The sequence below is a fragment of the Streptomyces sp. NPDC054047 genome (genome assembly GCF_055585065.1).
The window spans coordinates 414,736-431,266 of record NZ_JBVJKV010000009.1 but is presented as its reverse complement, the minus strand read 5'-3'; the positions used below and the strand labels follow the sequence as shown (position 1 = coordinate 431,266).

Annotated in this window: 14 protein-coding genes and 1 pseudogene; 6 read left to right on the top strand and 9 right to left on the bottom strand. The window is 70.1% G+C overall.

Features of this window, described 5'->3' with window-relative positions; all coding sequences use genetic code 11:
• Positions 1-170, bottom strand: a pseudogene (locus tag ACZ6ZP_RS30690) (vitamin K epoxide reductase family protein); the annotation flags it as partial.
• A gap of 138 nt (positions 171-308) precedes the next feature.
• Between ACZ6ZP_RS30690 and ACZ6ZP_RS30685 the strand changes: the two are divergent.
• The 4 genes from ACZ6ZP_RS30685 to ACZ6ZP_RS30670 are packed head-to-tail and all read left to right on the top strand — an operon-like array spanning position 309 to position 3,863.
• Entirely contained in the window at positions 309-1,196 is an 888-nt protein-coding gene (locus ACZ6ZP_RS30685; protein ID WP_366465241.1) for an ABC transporter ATP-binding protein, read from the top strand.
• Positions 1,193-2,047: an ABC transporter permease gene (locus tag ACZ6ZP_RS30680; protein ID WP_399980340.1), complete on the top strand. Its 855-nt coding sequence runs from the start codon at positions 1,193-1,195 to the stop codon at positions 2,045-2,047. The genes ACZ6ZP_RS30685 and ACZ6ZP_RS30680 overlap by 4 nt, the downstream gene beginning before the upstream one ends.
• A complete protein-coding gene (locus ACZ6ZP_RS30675; protein WP_399980635.1) occupies positions 2,044-3,240 on the top strand; it encodes a sensor histidine kinase in 1,197 nt (398 codons plus the stop codon). The genes ACZ6ZP_RS30680 and ACZ6ZP_RS30675 overlap by 4 nt, the downstream gene beginning before the upstream one ends.
• Positions 3,237-3,863: a response regulator transcription factor gene (locus tag ACZ6ZP_RS30670; protein ID WP_361463270.1), complete on the top strand. Its 627-nt coding sequence runs from the start codon at positions 3,237-3,239 to the stop codon at positions 3,861-3,863. The genes ACZ6ZP_RS30675 and ACZ6ZP_RS30670 overlap by 4 nt, the downstream gene beginning before the upstream one ends.
• A 104-nt stretch (positions 3,864-3,967) precedes the next feature.
• Here ACZ6ZP_RS30670 and hisS read toward each other — a convergent pair whose 3' ends face one another.
• Positions 3,968-5,230 (bottom strand): histidine--tRNA ligase, encoded by a 1,263-nt coding sequence (gene hisS / locus ACZ6ZP_RS30665; RefSeq protein WP_366465235.1) that lies wholly within the window; start codon positions 5,228-5,230, stop codon positions 3,968-3,970.
• A gap of 13 nt (positions 5,231-5,243) precedes the next feature.
• Positions 5,244-5,948: an MBL fold metallo-hydrolase gene (locus tag ACZ6ZP_RS30660; RefSeq protein WP_351164829.1), complete on the bottom strand. Its 705-nt coding sequence runs from the start codon at positions 5,946-5,948 to the stop codon at positions 5,244-5,246.
• A gap of 146 nt (positions 5,949-6,094) precedes the next feature.
• Here ACZ6ZP_RS30660 and ACZ6ZP_RS30655 point away from each other — a divergent pair, with 146 nt between their 5' ends.
• Both ACZ6ZP_RS30655 and ACZ6ZP_RS30650 read left to right on the top strand, forming a co-directional pair.
• A complete protein-coding gene (locus ACZ6ZP_RS30655) occupies positions 6,095-6,916 on the top strand; it encodes a peptidylprolyl isomerase (protein ID WP_351164830.1) in 822 nt (273 codons plus the stop codon).
• Between the two features lie 134 nt (positions 6,917-7,050).
• Positions 7,051-8,283 (top strand): DUF349 domain-containing protein, encoded by a 1,233-nt coding sequence (locus ACZ6ZP_RS30650; RefSeq protein WP_351164831.1) that lies wholly within the window; start codon positions 7,051-7,053, stop codon positions 8,281-8,283.
• A gap of 96 nt (positions 8,284-8,379) precedes the next feature.
• On the opposite strand, the gene ACZ6ZP_RS30645 is transcribed toward ACZ6ZP_RS30650, so the two are convergent.
• From ACZ6ZP_RS30645 to ruvB, 6 genes are all read right to left on the bottom strand, one after another.
• Positions 8,380-10,965, bottom strand: coding sequence for a RelA/SpoT family protein (locus ACZ6ZP_RS30645; protein WP_361463266.1), 2,586 nt, complete (start codon positions 10,963-10,965; stop codon positions 8,380-8,382).
• A gap of 226 nt (positions 10,966-11,191) precedes the next feature.
• Entirely contained in the window at positions 11,192-11,740 is a 549-nt protein-coding gene (locus ACZ6ZP_RS30640) for an adenine phosphoribosyltransferase (RefSeq protein ID WP_351164833.1), read from the bottom strand.
• Positions 11,737-12,864, bottom strand: coding sequence for a protein translocase subunit SecF (gene secF, locus ACZ6ZP_RS30635; RefSeq protein WP_351164834.1), 1,128 nt, complete (start codon positions 12,862-12,864; stop codon positions 11,737-11,739). Before secF ends, ACZ6ZP_RS30640 begins: the two co-directional genes overlap by 4 nt.
• Before the next feature lies 1 nt (position 12,865).
• A complete protein-coding gene (gene secD / locus ACZ6ZP_RS30630; protein WP_351164835.1) occupies positions 12,866-14,638 on the bottom strand; it encodes a protein translocase subunit SecD in 1,773 nt (590 codons plus the stop codon).
• Between the two features lie 170 nt (positions 14,639-14,808).
• Positions 14,809-15,276, bottom strand: a complete 468-nt coding sequence (gene yajC / locus ACZ6ZP_RS30625) for a preprotein translocase subunit YajC (RefSeq protein ID WP_351164836.1) — start codon at positions 15,274-15,276, stop codon at positions 14,809-14,811.
• A gap of 164 nt (positions 15,277-15,440) precedes the next feature.
• Complete coding sequence (gene ruvB, locus ACZ6ZP_RS30620) at positions 15,441-16,523, bottom strand: Holliday junction branch migration DNA helicase RuvB (protein ID WP_351164837.1); 1,083 nt, start codon at positions 16,521-16,523, stop codon at positions 15,441-15,443.
• Between the last annotated feature and the right edge of the window lie 8 nt (positions 16,524-16,531).

Genomic DNA, 16,531 nt, shown 5'->3' with positions numbered 1-16,531 from the left:
TTGAACTTGTCCAGCGTGATGACCCACGCCGCCAGCAGCCCCGCCGCACCCGTGATCACCAGGAGCAGCGCGAACGCACGGCTCCCACCGACGCCGCGTGGGGCGTCCGCGTCCGTTGCCCCGCGGTCGTGCTCGGGGAGGCTGTCGCTTGCCGGGGTCGTCTTGCTCATCACGCCGTTCCGTCGCTGAGTGGGGGCCTGCGGGCACGGACATTGTGCCGCACGCGCGCGGGTGTCCACCGTTCGATGGACATAAGGAGGTACGCGCGGAGGTCCCGGAGCGTTCGGTTCGCCGGGACGCTCGACGGCATGACGACAGACGACGGAACGACGGCGGCCACCGGCGGTCTCGCGGTGGACGTGCGCGGGCTGCGCAAGCGCTACGGCGACGTGGCCGCCGTGGACGGCATCGACCTGGCCATCCGGCACGGCGAGGTCTTCGGCATCCTGGGCCCCAACGGCGCGGGCAAGAGCACCACCGTGGAGATCCTTCAGGGAAACCGCGCGCGGGACGGCGGCGAGGTAGCCGTGCTCGGCGCCGACCCCGCGTCCGCCGGGCGTGCGTGGCGCTCACGCGTCGGGATCGTGTGGCAGGACGAGTCCGCGCCCGCCGAGCTGACGGTGCGCGAGACAGTACGTCAGTTCGCCCGCTACTACCCGAAGCCGCGGGGGCCCGAGGAGGTCATCGCGCTCGTCGGCCTCCAGGAGAAGGCGGCGAGCCGCATCAAGAGCCTCTCGGGCGGCCAGCGCCGCCGGCTCGACGTGGCGCTCGGCGTCATCGGCGACCCCGAACTCCTGCTCCTGGACGAGCCGACCACAGGCTTCGACCCGGCCGCGCGGCGCCAGTTCTGGAGCCTGATCCGCAGGCTCGCCGACGAGGGCACGACGATCGTGCTCACCACCCACTATCTGGAGGAGGCGGAAGCGCTCGCGCACCGGCTCGCGGTGATCGCCGGTGGCCGGGTGGTGGCCGAGGGCGAGCCCGGCGCCCTGCGCCACCGCTACGGCACCGAGGCCACCGTCGAGTGGACCGACCCGGACGGGACCCCGCGCGTCGAACGCACCGGGACCCCGACGCGGACCGTCGCCGAGCTGACGGCCCGGTTCGACGGCGAGATCCCGCGGCTGCGCATCGGCCGCCCCTCCCTCGAAGACGTGTACCTGCGGCTTACCGGACAGGAAGGCGACGCGCGATGACCTCGACGGCCACGGCCACGGGCGTACGCCCCTTCGAGCACCCCCCGCACCGAATGCCATCGGCCTGGGCGCTCGGCCTGCGTCAGGGCGCGATGGAGCTCAGGCAGTTCTTCCGGTTGCGCGAGCAGGTGGTCTTCACCTTCGCCTTCCCCATCGTCTTCCTGTTCCTGTTCGCGTCGATCTTCAGCGACGACGTGGAGGGCGCCGGCATCACGGCGTCGCAGCTCTACGTGGCCGCGATGATCGCGGCGGGCATCATGTCCACCAGCTTCCAGTCGCTCGGCGTCTCCATCGCCATCGAGCGCGACGAGAAGGTGCTGCGGCGGCTGCGCGGGACGCCGATGCCGCCTGCCGCGTACTTCCTCGGCAAGATCTGGCTCGTCCTGGTCACCGGCCTGCTGGAGACCGTGGCCCTGCTGGTCGTGGGCGTGACGCTCTTCGACGTCGAGCTGCCGACGAGCGCGGGCAAGTGGCTCACCTTCGGCTGGGTCTTCGTCCTCGGCCTCACCGGCTGCGCGCTGCTCGGCATCGCGATCAGCAGCGTCCCGAAGTCCGGGCGCAGCGCCAACTCCGTGGTCGTCCTCCCTTTCCTGGTGCTGCAGTTCATCTCGGGCGTCTACATCGCCATCGACACGATCCCCGACTGGATGCTGGACATCGGCGCGCTCTTCCCGCTGAAGTGGATGTGCCAGGGCTTCCGCGGGGTGTTCCTGCCGGAGTCGGCCAACATCCTGGAACAGACGGGAAGTTGGGAGTACGGACGCGTGGCCCTGGTGCTCGGCGCCTGGTGCGTCGGAGGATTGGTGCTGTGTCTGATGACCTTCCGGTGGAAGAACCGGCGCGACGGATGAGCGGGGCGGCCGGGCCGCGCGACGCGCACATCTGGCTGCGCACGTTCCGCCTCTGGGACTCGTACTTCGCCGTGGTGTGGGCGGCCACCCTGGTCTTCGTGCTCGGCACGGCGGAGCCGGGGTGGCCCGTCCGGCTGACCACGGCCGGGTTTCTCCTGCTCCTGGTCCCCTGGTACGTGTGGTTCGGGCGCCGCGTGCTCATGGAGGAAGGCACCGACGAACGGCGGGCGCTGAGCTACATCGCAGGCGCGACCGTGCTGTTCCTGCCACCGGGGGTCCTGATCGGCGAGACGCGCCTGATGGCCTTCGCGCTCGTCCCGCAGTGCTTCATCTGTCTGCGGACGCGCTGGGCGACGGTGGCGGTCACCGTCATCAACATCGCGCCCGTGGCGGGCTGGGCGCTGCTGTGGCGGCCTTCGCCGCAGGACGTCTTCTACAACTCGGTGTTCGCCGTGGTGACGCTGGTCTTCTCGGTGGCGATGGGCACCTGGATCGCCCGCATCATCGAGCAGAGCCACGAACGGGCCGACCTCCTCGCCGAGTTGGAGGCGAGCCGCGAGGAGGTCACCCGGCTCTCCGCCGAGCGCGGGGCTCTCGCGGAGCGCGAGCGCATGTCGCGCGAGATCCACGACACCCTCGCGCAGGGCTTCACCAGCGTCCTCATGCTCGTCCAGGCCGTCGACGCCGAGCTGGCGCGTGACGTGCCCGCCGCCCGCCGCCACCTGGGGCTGATGGAGGCGACGGCGCGGCAGAACCTCGCGGAGGCGCGGGCCTTGGTCGCGGGCCGCGCGCCCGCCGACCTGGACGCCGGTTCGCTGCCGGAGGCCATGCGGCGCCTGGCGGCCCGGCACGAGGCCGAGGTCTCCGTGACGGGCGACGTGCGACCGCTGCCGCCGGGCCTGGAAGTGGTGGCCCTGCGCTCCTGTCAAGAGGCCCTCACCAACGTACGCAGGCACGCCGGTCCCGGTGCGTCGGCGACCGTCGCCCTGGCCTACGCGCACGGGTCACTCACCCTGGCGGTGCGGGACACCGGGTGCGGCTTCGACGCCGGCGCACCGCGGCAGGGGTACGGCCTGCGGGGGCTGCGCAGGCGGGCCGCCGAGGTCAGGGGCACCGCGGAGGTGGCCAGTGGCCCCGGCGACGGCACGACCGTCACCGTCCTGCTGCCGATCCCCGAGAGGACGTCCCCGTGATCCGCATCGTGCTCGCCGACGACCATCCCGTCGTACGCGAGGGACTGCGCGCCATGCTGAGCGCCGAGCCGGACCTGGACGTGGTCGCGGAGGCGTCGAGCGGGCCGCGGGCGGAGGCGCTGGCCGCCGAGCTGCGGCCGGACATCGTCCTGATGGACCTGCGGATGCCCGGCGGTGGCGGGGCCGACTCGATCGAGCGGATGGCCGCGGCGGGGCTGCCCTGCCGGGTCATCGTGCTCACGACGTACGAGAACGACCGCGACATCCTGCGGGCCGTGGAGGCGGGTGCGGCGGGCTACCTGCTCAAGGATCTGGCCCGGGGTGAGCTGGCCGAGGCGGTGCGGGCCGCTGCCCGCGGGGAGACGGTCCTTGCCCCCTCGGTGGCAGCGCGCCTCGTGGACCAGCTGCGTGCGCGCCCGGAGCGGCCACGGCTCGCGGAGCGTGAGACGGCGGTGCTGCGTCTGGTGGCGGAGGGCTGTACGAACGCGGAGATCGGCCGGCGGCTGCATGTCGCCGAGTCGACGGTGAAGACCCATCTGCTGCGGGTCTTCGCGAAGCTGGGGGTGGACGACCGCACGGCGGCGGTCACCAGTGCGATGCGCCACGGCTTGCTCGAGCAGTGACGAGGGCCCCGGGTGCGGCACCCGGGGCCCTCGTCGACAGATCTCTCCGCGGCTGCGTCGTGGCTGGTCGCGCGGTTCCCCGCGCCCCTTCGGGGCGCGGGCGATCAGGCCAGCTTGCCCTGCACGACGGCCACGATCTCCTCCACCGCCACGGCGTCCTGCTCCCCGGACTCCATGTCCTTGAGCTGGACGACGCCCTCGGCGAGGTCACGCTCACCGGCGACGATCGTGAAGCGCGCGCCGCTGCGGTTGGCGTTCTTCATGGCGCCCTTGAGGCCCTTGCCACCGTACGAGAAGTCCGCCGCGACGCCCGCCCTGCGCAGCTCCGTCACCTTGGAGAACAGGACCCGCCGGGCCTCGTCGCCGAGCGGCACCGCGAACACGCTGGTCGCCGAGGGCAGTTCGAGCTCCACACCCTCCGCCTCCAGGGCGAGGACCGTGCGGTCCACGCCGAGCGCCCAGCCCACCGACGGCAGCGAGGGGCCGCCGATCATCTCGGACAGGCCGTCGTAGCGGCCGCCGCCGCCCACCGCGGACTGCGAGCCGAGGCCGTCGTGGACGAACTCGAAGGTCGTGCGCGTGTAGTAGTCCAGGCCGCGGACCAGCTTCGGGTCGTCCTCGTACTCGACGCCCTCGGACGTCAGGAGCTCGCGCACCTGCTTGTGGTACGCCTGGCACGCGTCGCACAGGTAGTCGCGCAGCATCGGGGCGCCGACCAACTGCTTCTGGACGTCGTCGCGCTTGTCGTCCAGGACCCGCAGCGGGTTGATGTCGATACGTCGACGTGTCTCCTCGTCCAGGTCGAGCCCGCGCAGGAAGTCCTGCAGCGCGGCCCGGTAGACGGGGCGGCACTCCTTGTCGCCGAGCGAGTTCAGCAGGATGCGGAACTGGCGCAGGCCCAGGGCGCGGTACGCCTGGTCCGCGAGGATGATCAACTCGGCGTCGAGCGCCGGGTCCTCCGCGCCGATCGCCTCCGCGCCGACCTGCGAGAAGTGGCGGTAGCGGCCCTTCTGCGGGCGCTCGTAGCGGTAGTACGAGCCGGAGTACCAGAGCTTGACCGGGAGGTTGCCCGCCTTGTGCAGGTTGGCCTCCAGGGCGGCGCGCAGCACGGATGCGGTGCCCTCGGGACGCAGGGCGAGCTGGTCGCCGCCCTTGGTCTCGAAGGCGTACATCTCCTTGGAGACGATGTCGGTGGACTCGCCGACGCCGCGCGAGAACAGCTCGACGTTCTCGAAGCCGGGCGTCTCGACGTAGCCGTACCCGGAGTTCCGCAGCGGCGTGGCGATGGCCTCGCGCACCGCCAGGTACTTCGCGGAGTCCGGCGGCAGCAGGTCGTACGTGCCCTTGGGGGCCTTGAAGGTGCTCACGGGTTTTCTCTCGTCACATTCCTCGTCGGGGAGCGTCGGCTCCCAGGCCTGCGGCCACCTGGCGCAGATACGGGTTGGTGGCGCGCTCACGGCCAATGGTCGTGTGCTCGTTGTGACCGGGCAGGACCACGGTCGAGTCGTCGAGCGGCAGGCACACGCGCGCCAGCGACTCGAGCAGCTCGTCCTGCGATCCGCCGGGCAGGTCGGTGCGGCCGATGGAGCCGGCGAAGAGCAGGTCGCCCGAGAAGAACACCGAGGGGACCTCGGCGGACTCGGGCAACTGGAACGTCACCGACCCCTTCGTATGCCCCGGCGCGTGCGCGACGGAGAAGTCCAGACCGGCGAGCTTCAGGCGCGCGCCGTCGGCCAGCTCCTTGACGTCGGAGGGCTCCCCCACGGTCAGTTCGCCGAGCAGCTGGGCGCCGAAGGAGCGGCCCAGGGCCTTCTCCGGGTCGCTCATCATGTACCGGTCCTCGGGGTGGATCCACGCGGGCACGTCATGTGCCCCGCAGACCGGGACGACCGAGGCGACGTGGTCGATGTGGCCGTGGGTGAGGACGACCGCGACGGGCTTGAGCCGATGCTTCTTGAGTGCGTCCTCGACTCCCTCGGTGGCCTGATGGCCCGGGTCGATGATCACGCACTCCTCGCCGGCGGCGGGGGCGACCAAGTAGCAGTTGGTGCCCCAGGCCCCGGCGGGAAACCCGGCAATGAGCACGATCGTCCTTCGTTCGTAGTCCGGCGGAGGTGACCGCGCAGGATCGCGGCAGATCAGAGCCTACCGGCGCTCCCGATTCCACAGCTAACCCATATACGGTACGGGGCACACAGAAGCGGTCATCCACGCAGAGGAGAGAGAACCCGGTGGTCAGCAACGATCAGCGGCGGCGTCAGCTCGCCCGGGAGAAGTTCTTGCGGCAGCAGCAGCGCCGGGAGGCCGCGCGACGCAGGGCGCGGATGCGCAACGCGGTGATCGCGTCGGCGCTCGCGGTGGTGGTGGCCGGCGGCGCGGTGTCGTACGCGGCAGGTGCCTTCGACGACGACGGCAAGCCGAAGGACAACGCGAACGCGAGCCCCACCACGAAGCCGGACCCGTGCGAGAAGCCCGCGGGCGGCAAGGTGAAGCCGCTCAGCTTCAAGAAGGAGCCGGCGCTCACGATCGACAAGTCGGCGAGCTACGCGATGAAGCTCAGCACCACCTGCGGCGACATCGGCCTCGACCTCTCTGCGGCGAAGGCCCCGCACACGGTCAACTCCTTCAACTTCCTGGTGAACAAGGGCTACCTGGATCACACCAAGTGCCACCGGCTCACCGCGGGCGGCATCTACGTCCTGCAGTGCGGCGACCCCAAGGGCACCGGCGAGGGCGGCCCCGGCTACTCGATCCCGGACGAGAACCTCAAGGACAAGAGCCTGAAGGGGAACGTGTATCCGGCGGGCACGGTAGCGATGGCCAACCAGTACAACGCCCAGGAGAAGAAGGGCCGGGACACCGGCGGCAGCCAGTTCTTCCTGGTCTACCAGGACAGTCAGCTGCCACCCGACTACACACCGTTCGGGACCATTTCCGATTCCGGGATGAAGGTGCTCAAGAAGATTGCCGACGCCGGCGAGAGCACCGGCCAGGGCGACGGCGCCCCGAACGCGACGGTCGTCATCAACAAGGCGACCGTGTCGAAATCCTGACCGCGGGCAGGCAAACTTCGGACGTGCGGGATGCGGACAGCCGCCCCGCCGGTCGCCTATGTTGGCGGTGACGAAACTGTGGACGATGCCGGGGGCCCCGAGGCCCTGCGCAGGCATCATGTGGAGGAGGCGCTGTGAGCAGCGACCCGTGGGGCCGCGTCGACGAGACGGGGACCGTGTACGTGCGCAAGGCCGACGGCAGTGAGCGCGAAGTCGGTTCGTGGAAAGCGGGATCTCCTGACGAGGCCCTTGCCTACTTCGAGCGCAAGTACGACGGTCTGGTCGTCGAGATCGGACTTCTCGAGCGCCGGGTGAAGACGACCGACCTGTCGGCCAAGGACGCCATGACCGCCATCGACCACCTGCGCCAGCAGGTGGACGAGGCACACGCGGTCGGCGATCTGGACGCCCTGAGCAAGCGCCTGGACAAGCTCGTCGAGACCGTCGACGCGCGCCGTGAAGAGCGCAAGGTGCAGAAGGCCAAGCAGTCGGACGAGGCGAGGCACGCCAAGGAGGCGCTGGTCGTCGAGGCCGAGGAGCTCGCCCAGAGCGAGCAGTGGCGGGCGGCGGGCGAGCGGCTGCGCGCCCTGGTGGACACCTGGAAGGGTCTGCCGCGCCTGGACCGCAAGTCGGACGACGAGCTGTGGCACCGCTTCTCGCATGCCCGCTCGGCGTTCTCCAAGCGGCGCAAGGCCCACTTCGCCTCGCTGGACGCCCAGCGCGAAGAGGCCCGCAAGACCAAGGAGAAGCTGGTCGGCGAGGCCGAGGCTCTCTCCGCATCGACCGACTGGGGTCCGACGGCCGCGCGCTACCGCGACCTGATGACCGAGTGGAAGGCCGCGGGCCGCGCCCAGCGCGAGCATGAGGACGACCTGTGGAACCGCTTCCGCGGCGCCCAGGACGTGTTCTTCGCGGCACGCAGCGCGGTCTTCGCGGAGCGGGACGCCGAGCAGACGGAGAACCTGAAGCTGAAGGAGGAGCTGGCCGAGGAGGCCGAGAAGCTCGTCCCGGTCAAGGACCTCAAGTCGGCCCGCGCCGCCTTCCGTACGCTCAACGAGCGCTGGGAGGCCATCGGCCACGTCCCGCGGGACGCGCGGCCGAAGGTGGAGGCGCGGATGCACGCGGTGGAGCGTGCTCTGCAGGACACCGAGGAAGCCGAGTGGCGCCGGACGAACCCCGAGGCGCGCGCTCGCGCCGAGGGTCTGACCGGTCAGCTGCAGGCCGCCGTCGACAAGCTCGTCGAGCAGATCGACAAGGCGCGCGCCGCGGGCAACAACGCCAAGGCGGACAAGCTCCAGAAGGAGCTCGACGGCCGCCAGGCACTGCTCGACCAGGCGCTGAAGGGTCTGCACGAGTTCGGCGGCTGAGATCGGCCGCCGCATGCGGCGGCTGAGTTTTTCGCACGCTACGTAGAGGGGCTCCCGTACATCACGTACGGGAGCCCCTCTACGTAGCGGCCCGGTTTACGGCCTGCGCGCCGACGTCACCCTGTAGACGTCATACACGCCCTCGACTCCCCTGACCGCCTTGAGCACATGGCCCAGGTGCTTGGGGTCGCCCATCTCGAACGTGAAGCGCGAGGTGGCCACCCGGTCGCGGGAGGTCTGGACGGCCGCGGACAGGATGTTCACGTGCTGGTCCGAGAGGATGCGCGTGACGTCCGAGAGCAGGCGCGAGCGGTCCAGGGCCTCGACCTGGATGGCGACCAGGAAGACCGAGGACTGGGTGGGCGCCCACTCGACCTCGAGGATGCGCTCGGGCTCGCGGGAGAGCGAGTCGACGTTCACGCAGTCGCTGCGGTGAACCGATACGCCGCTGCCGCGCGTGACGAAGCCGATGATCCCGTCGCCGGGGACCGGCGTACAGCACCGGGCCAGCTTGACCCAGACGTCCTCGACGCCCTTGACGACGACACCGGGGTCGGCGTTGGCGCGGCGCTTGCTGCGGCTGCGCGAGGGCGGCGTGCTCTCGGCGATGTCCTCGTTGGCGGCCTCCTCGCCGCCGAGCGCCTGGACCAGCTTCTGCACCACGGACTGCGCGGTGACGTGGCCTTCGCCGATCGCCGCGTACAGGGACGAGATGTCGGGGTAGCGCATCTCGTGCGCGAGGGTGACCAGGGAGTCGCCGGTGAGGATGCGCTGGATCGGCAGGTTCTGCTTGCGCATGGCGCGCGCGATGGCGTCCTTGCCCTGCTCGATGGCCTCGTCGCGGCGCTCCTTGGAGAACCACGCGCGGATCTTGTTGCGCGCCCGCGGCGACTTGACGAAGCCGAGCCAGTCGCGGGAGGGGCCCGCGCCGGCCGCCTTGGAGGTGAAGACCTCCACCAGGTCGCCGTTGTCCAGGGTCGATTCGAGCGGTACGAGCCGTCCGTTGACCCGCGCTCCTATGGTGCGGTGGCCGACCTCGGTGTGGACCGCGTACGAGAAGTCGACCGGGGTCGCGCCCGCCGGGAGCGCTATGACGTCGCCCTTCGGCGTGAAGACGAAGACTTCGTTGCGCGACAGGTCGAAGCGCAGCGACTCCAGGAACTCGCTGGGGTCCTCGGTCTCCTTCTGCCAGTCCAGGAGCTGGCGCAGCCACGCCATGTCGTTCAGGTGGTCGTCCTTGGCACCGGCCTTGCGCGGCACGTCGGTGCGCACCTTGGAGGCGGCGCCGGCGGACGGCTCCTGCTTGTACTTCCAGTGCGCGGCGATGCCGTACTCGGCGCGGCGGTGCATGTCGAACGTACGGATCTGGAGCTCGACGGGCTTGCCGCTGGGGCCGATGACCGTCGTGTGCAGCGACTGGTACATGTTGAACTTGGGCATCGCGATGTAGTCCTTGAACCGGCCGGGGACCGGGTTCCATCGCGCGTGGACGGTGCCGAGGGCGGCATAGCAGTCGCGGACCGTGTCGACGAGGACGCGGATGCCCACCAGGTCGTAGATCTCCGCGAAGTCACGGCCGCGGACGATCATCTTCTGGTAGACGCTGTAGTAGTGCTTCGGGCGCCCGGTGACGGTGGCCTTGATGCGGGCGGCGCGCAGGTCGGCCTGGACCTCGTCGGTCACTATGGCGAGGTACTCGTCGCGCTTGGGGGCGCGCTCGGCGACCAGACGCACGATCTCGTCGTACATCTTGGGGTAGAGGATCGCGAAGGCGAGGTCCTCCAGCTCCCACTTGATGGTGTTCATGCCCAGGCGGTGGGCCAGGGGCGCGTAGATCTCGAGGGTCTCGCGGGCCTTCTTCTCCTGCTTCTCGCGCTTGAGATAGCGCATCGTGCGCATGTTGTGCAGGCGGTCGGCGAGCTTGATGACCAGGACGCGGGGGTCCTTGGCCATGGCGACGACCATCTTGCGCACGGTCTCGGCCTGCGCGGCCTCGCCGAACTTGACCTTGTCCAGCTTGGTGACGCCGTCGACGAGCAGGGCGACCTGATCGCCGAAGTCGCGCTTGAGGGTGTCCAGGCCGTACTCGGTGTCCTCCACCGTGTCGTGCAGCAGCCCCGCCATCAGCGTGGCCGGGTCCATGCCCAGCTCGGCGAGGATCGTCGTCACGGCGAGCGGGTGCGTGATGTACGGGTCGCCGCTCTTGCGCTTCTGGCCGCGGTGCCAGCGCTCGGCGACCTGGTAGGCCTTCTCGATCTGGCGCAGCGTCGCCGTCTCGATCTTGGGGTCGTTGCTGCGCACTATCCGCAGCAGCGGCTCCAGGACCGGGTTGTACGGGTTGGAGCGCTGGACGCCCAGGCGGGCCAGGCGGGCGCGTACGCGGTTGGAGGAGCCGGAGCGCTCGTTCTTGGCCGCGGTGGGCCGTGGCGTGGGCGTCGTGCTGCCCGCCCGGGCCTCCGTGGGCGGCTTGGAGCGCGACGGATCGGCGGCCGGCTTGTCGCCCTGGGCGCCGGCGGCGGGTGTGCTCGGTGCGGGCTTGGTGCTGGGGGGCGTGCTCTCCTGCTTCGCCGGCGTCGCGCCCTTGGCGGGCGGCGCGCTCTTCGCGGGCGCGGCAGTGGCCGCCGCGCGCTGGGCCTGCTCTGCGGCCTTGGCGGCGGTGAGTGCCTTGGACTCGTCTGGCAAGAGGCGCTCCCTGTGCGATCCGGGTCCCCCGGTCAGGCCCCGAAGAGCCCATGGTATCGATCCTGGACCTTCGGCTCGCCCTCAGCTCGTGAGACGGCGTTCTACGGAAGAAACGCCTGAGGTCTCCACACGGTGGACCCGAGGTCTCTACAGAAGGAACACCTGAGGCGGGCGCCGGATTCCTCCGGGCCCGCCTCAGGGTGTGCGTGGTGGCTGCTCAGACGCCTCAGACGGTGAGGAGGGCCTCCAGCGGGGCGCCCTCCAGGGCCGTCTGAAGCTTGCTGCGGCCCCCGAGGAAGCCGAGCTCCATCAGAACCGCCACACCGGCCACCTGGGCGCCCGCACGGCGGATGAGCCGCAGGGACGCCTCGGCGGTGCCGCCGGTCGCCAGGACGTCGTCGATGACCATGACGCGGTCGTCGGCGGCGAGGTCCTCGGCGTGCACCTCGATCTCGGCGCTGCCGTACTCCAGGTCGTACGACTGGCTGAGCGTCGCTCCGGGGAGCTTGCCCGCCTTGCGTACGGGGATGAAGCCGAGCCCGGCGCGCAGGGCGACCGGGGCGCCCAGGATGAAGCCGCGGGCCTCCAGGCCGACGATCTTCGTGGCGCCGTGCCGCACGGCGAGGTCCGCGAGGGCCTCGGTCAGTGCGGCGAACGCCTCCGGGTCGGCCAGGAGCGGCGTGATGTCCTTGAACATCACCCCGGGCTCGGGGTAATCGGGAACGTCTCGGATGCGGCTGAGCAGCAACTCCGTCGTTCCGGCGAGCTCGGTCATCGGCGCTTCCCCGAAGGACGGCCACGGCCGCGGCCCCGCGAGGCCGGCTGCGTGCGCGGGCCGACGACGCCCGCGGGGGCGGCGTCCTGCGGCTCGTCGTCGTCCGGCTCGTCGTACTCGTCCTGCGCGGCGCTCTCCGCGGACTCGCCCTTGGCCGCGGCAGCGGCGCGCTTGGCGAGGACGCGCTTCTTGAGCGCCTTCATCTGCGGCTCGGTCTCCTTGAGGTCGGCGACGAGCGGCGTGGCGATGAAGATCGACGAGTATGCGCCGGCCGCGAGGCCGACGAACAGCGACAGCGAGATGTCGTTGAGCATGCCCGCGCCCAGGAAACCGCCGCCGATGAAGAGCAGACCGGCGACCGGCAGGAGCGCGACGACCGTGGTGTTGATCGAGCGCACCAGGGTGCTGTTGATGCTGCGGTTGGCGACCTCGCTGTAGGTCCACCGGGTCTGCTTGGTGAGGTCCTTCGACTGCTCCTTCAAGCTGTCGAAGACCACGACGGTGTCGTACAGCGAATAACCGAGGATCGTCAGCAGACCGATGATCGTGCCCTGGGTGACCTCGAAGCCCACCAGGGCGTACACACCCACGGTGATCGTGATGTCGTGGATCAGGGCGATCAGCGCGGCGAGCGCCATGCGCCACTCGAAGGCGATCGCCAGATAGATCACCACGAGGACCATGAAGATGATCAGGCCCGTCCAGGCCTTCTTGCTGATCTGCTCACCCCAACTGGGGCCCACGAGGTCGGCGTTGATGGAGTCGACCTTCATGTCCATGTTCTCGGCCAGATCAGCCTTGATCTGGTCGGACTTGGCGGTGTCGACACCGGCGACCTGGATGCGCAGACCGCCCGAGCCGAGCTCCTGGACGACCGCGTCGTGGCCGGAGGCCTCTTCCGCGTACTTCTCCGCCTGAGCCACCGAGACGCTGGTCTTCGGGGTGGTGAAGACGGCACCGCCCTCGAACTCGATGCCCATGTTCAGGCCGCGCACCGCGAGGCCGACGATGGCCGTGATGGTGATCAGGATCGAGACGCCGTACCAGATCTTGCGCTTGCCGACGAAGTCGTAGCCGACCTCACCGCGGTAGAGCCTGGCGCCGAGATTGCCGAGCTTCGACATCTCACGCCTCCTTCGGGTCGACAGGGCCAGCGGCAGAACCAGTGGCGCGGCGGGTGCGGCGCAGCGGCGGCTTGGCGCCGAGGCGCTTCGGGTCGAGGCCGGACCACTTGTGGCCGTTCGCGAAGAACTTCTTGCGCGCCATCAGGGTCATCAGCGGCTTGGTGAAGAAGAAGACCACCACGACGTCGAGCAGCGTGGTCAGGCCGAGCGTGAACGCGAAGCCCTGGACCTTGCCGACCGTGACGATGAAGAGCACCGCGGCCGCGAGGAACGACACGAAGTCGGAGACCAGGATGGTGCGCCGGGCACGCGGCCAGGCACGCTCCACGGCGGGCCGCAGCGTGCGTCCCTCCCTGACCTCGTCCCTGACGCGTTCGAAGAACACGATGAACGAGTCCGCGGTGATACCGATCGCAACGATCGCACCACACACCGCGGGCAGGTTCAGGGTGAAGGAGATGGCCGGGCCGAGCAGCGTCATCAGGGTGTACGTCAGGGCGGCCGAGACCAGGAGGCTCGCGATGGCGATCAGCGAGAGTCCGCGGTAGTAGACCACCAGGTAGATGATGACGAGCGCGAGGCCGATGGCGCCGGCGATCAGACCGGCGTGCAGCTGCTCGCCGCCGAGCGCCGGGCTCACGGTGGTGACGCTCTGCTCGTGGAAGGTCAGCGGCAGCGCGCCGTACGACAGGATGTTGGCCAGGTCCTGGGCCGACTCCTGGGTGAAGCTGCCGGAGATCTCGGCGTTCGCGCTCAGCGTCGTGTTGACGCTGGGGGCCGAGGCCACTTCACCGTCGAGGACGATGGCGAACTGGTTCATCGGGGGCTGCTGCTGCGAGAGCTTGCTGGTCGTCTTCGAGAACTTCTTCGAGCCGCCGCCCGTGAAGTCCATGTTGACGACCCAGGCACCGCTCTGCTGGTTGATCGTCGCCTTGGCGTCGTCGACGTCCTTGCCGTTCAGCTCGGCCGGACCGAGGACGTACTTCTCCCACTGGCCCGCGTTGTTCTTGCCACAGGCCACGGTCTGCTCGGACGGCTTGACGCCGTCGCCGACCTTGCCGCGGGCCGCCTTGTCGGTGCAGTCGAGCTCGGTGAACTTCTTCTGCAGCGCGGCGGTGGCCGGGTCGGCGGACGGGGTGGGGGTCGGCGACGCCTTGTCGTCCTTGCCCTTGTCCGAGGCCTTCGGCGTCGGGGTCGCGTCGGCCTTCAGGCCGTCGGTGACGGCGCGGCCCTGGGAGGTGGGCGAGCCGGAGGCGGTCGGCGTCGAGGAGGCCTTGTCGTCGCCCTTCTCGGTCGCCTTGTCCGGGTCCGCGCTCTTGTCCTTGCCCTTGCCGGACGAGCTGGCGGACGGCTCGGGGGTGGGCTCACCGCTGGCCACCGTCAGGACGGGACGGAAGTAGAGCTGAGCGGTCGTGCCGACCTGCTCGCGCGCCTGCTTCTCGTTCGTGCCCTTGGGGATGTTGACGATGATGTTGTCTTCGCCCTGGGTCTGCACCTCGGCCTCGGACACACCCAGACCATTGACGCGGTTGTTGATGATGCTGACCGCGGTGTTCATGTTGGTCGGGTTGATCGCGTTCTTCTGGCCCGGCTCGTTCTTCGCCTGGAGCGTGATGCTCGTGCCACCGGCGAGGTCGATGCCGAGGCGGGGCGTGGTGTTCCCGGACAGGAACATCCCCCCGGTGAGCGCCACGAGGGCGATCAGGATGAAGACCAAAGAGCGGCCCGGCTTGCCCGGGGCGCTCTGCCTTCGGCCCTTCTTAGGTGCTGCCACCTTCTCGTTCTCCCTGTCCAACCGCCCCGCGTCCCGTGCACTGCCCCATCGCTGAGCGGGGAGTTCCCGGGTTGGGCGGCCATGAAATGGTGTCGAGACCCGTCACGAAACCCATGCACTGCGGGGGCCGTGGCAGCGCGAGCGGCGCGCCCCACGGTCCCCGGTGGTGGCTACTTCGCGTCGGACTCGCCGTCGGTCTTCTTCGGCTCGGCGTCGTCGGCCTTGGGAGCGCTGTCCGCGTCCTTCTTGCCGAGGTCGATGGGCGAGTCGTCGGAAGCGTCGGCGGGCTCGTCGGTCTCGGTCAGGGAGGAGGCGTCGTCCGGGACGACGGGGTTGTCCGACTTCAGGTCTTCGCTCGTGCCGTGGACGATGCGGTTGTACTCGTCGTCGTCCAGGACGGCGCCCACGGAGTTCTTCGCGTAGAACGCGTGCACACCAGGAGCCACCTCAAGGAGGACGGCGTCGTCGTGAACCTCCTTGACGGTGGCGTACATGCCCCCGATCGTGCGGATGCCGGTGCCGGGCTGCATCTCATTGCGCATCTGCGCCGCCGCCTGCTGCTTCTTCTTGGCGGAGCGCGTCATCAGGAACATGGCCCCGATGAGCACGATGAAGGGGAGGAGGGTCACGATATTCACGGGACGGAGTTTCCTTCGCATGACCGCGCAGATGAGCGGCCTGATGGACGGGGGTGGGCACGCCGCCCACAAGGGCGGCATCGGCGGAGTCTAAGCGAGTCCGCACCTAACGAACAACGCTCAGCATGGCACCGCAGTTCCTGACCGTTCCACTACGCGCGCCGTCACGCCCCGAACAGGTCCCCTTGTCCGATTCCGCCCGCCTGACGCGGCGGAACGAGGCCGAGATGCGCCCATGCGGCGGGCGTCCCGACCCGGCCGCGGGGGGTGCGGGCGAGCAGTCCCTCCCGTACCAGGAAGGGCTCAGCGACCTCCTCGACCGTCTCGCGCTCCTCCCCCACGGCGACCGCGAGCGTCGACAGGCCCACGGGCCCGCCGCCGAAGAGCTTGAGCAGGGCCTCCAGGACCGCGCGGTCCAGGCGGTCCAGGCCGCGGGCGTCCACCTCGTAGACCTTCAGGGCCGCGCCGGCGATGTCCCTGTTGATCACGCCGTCGGCCTTGACCTGCGCATAGTCCCGTACGCGGCGCAGCAGGCGGTTGGCGATGCGGGGCGTGCCGCGTGAGCGTCCGGCGATCTCGGCTGCGCCCTTCGCGTCGATCTCCACGTCCAGGAGGTGCGCGGAGCGGTGGATCACGCGCTCCAGCTCGGCCGGTTCGTAGAACTCCATGTGCGCGGTGAAGCCGAAGCGGTCGCGCAGCGGCGGCGGCAGCAGGCCCGCCCGCGTGGTGGCGCCGACCAGGGTGAAGGGCGGCAGTTCCAGCGGGATGGCCGTGGCACCGGGGCCCTTGCCGACGATGACGTCGACGCGGAAGTCCTCCATCGCCATGTAGAGCATCTCTTCGGCGGGCCGGGACATCCGGTGGATCTCGTCGAGGAAGAGGACCTCGCCCTCCTGGAGGGAGGAGAGGATCGCCGCGAGGTCGCCCGCGTGCTGGATGGCCGGGCCGCTGGTGATGCGGATCGGGGCGCCCATCTCGGCCGCGATGATCATCGACAGGGTGGTCTTGCCGAGGCCGGGGGCGCCGGAGAGCAGGACGTGGTCGGCGGTGGCGCCGCGCGCGCGGGCCGCGCGCAGGACGAGGTCGAGCTGCTCGCGGACCTTCTCCTGGCCGATGAACTCGCCCAGGTCCTTGGGGCGAAGGGCGGCCTCGACCGCCTGGTCCTCGCCGTCGGCGGACGCACCGACGAGCCGCTCGGCCGCCCCGGGTGCGGCGGTCGCGTCGTCGGTGGTCTCGTCCCAGTTCATGAGCTCGC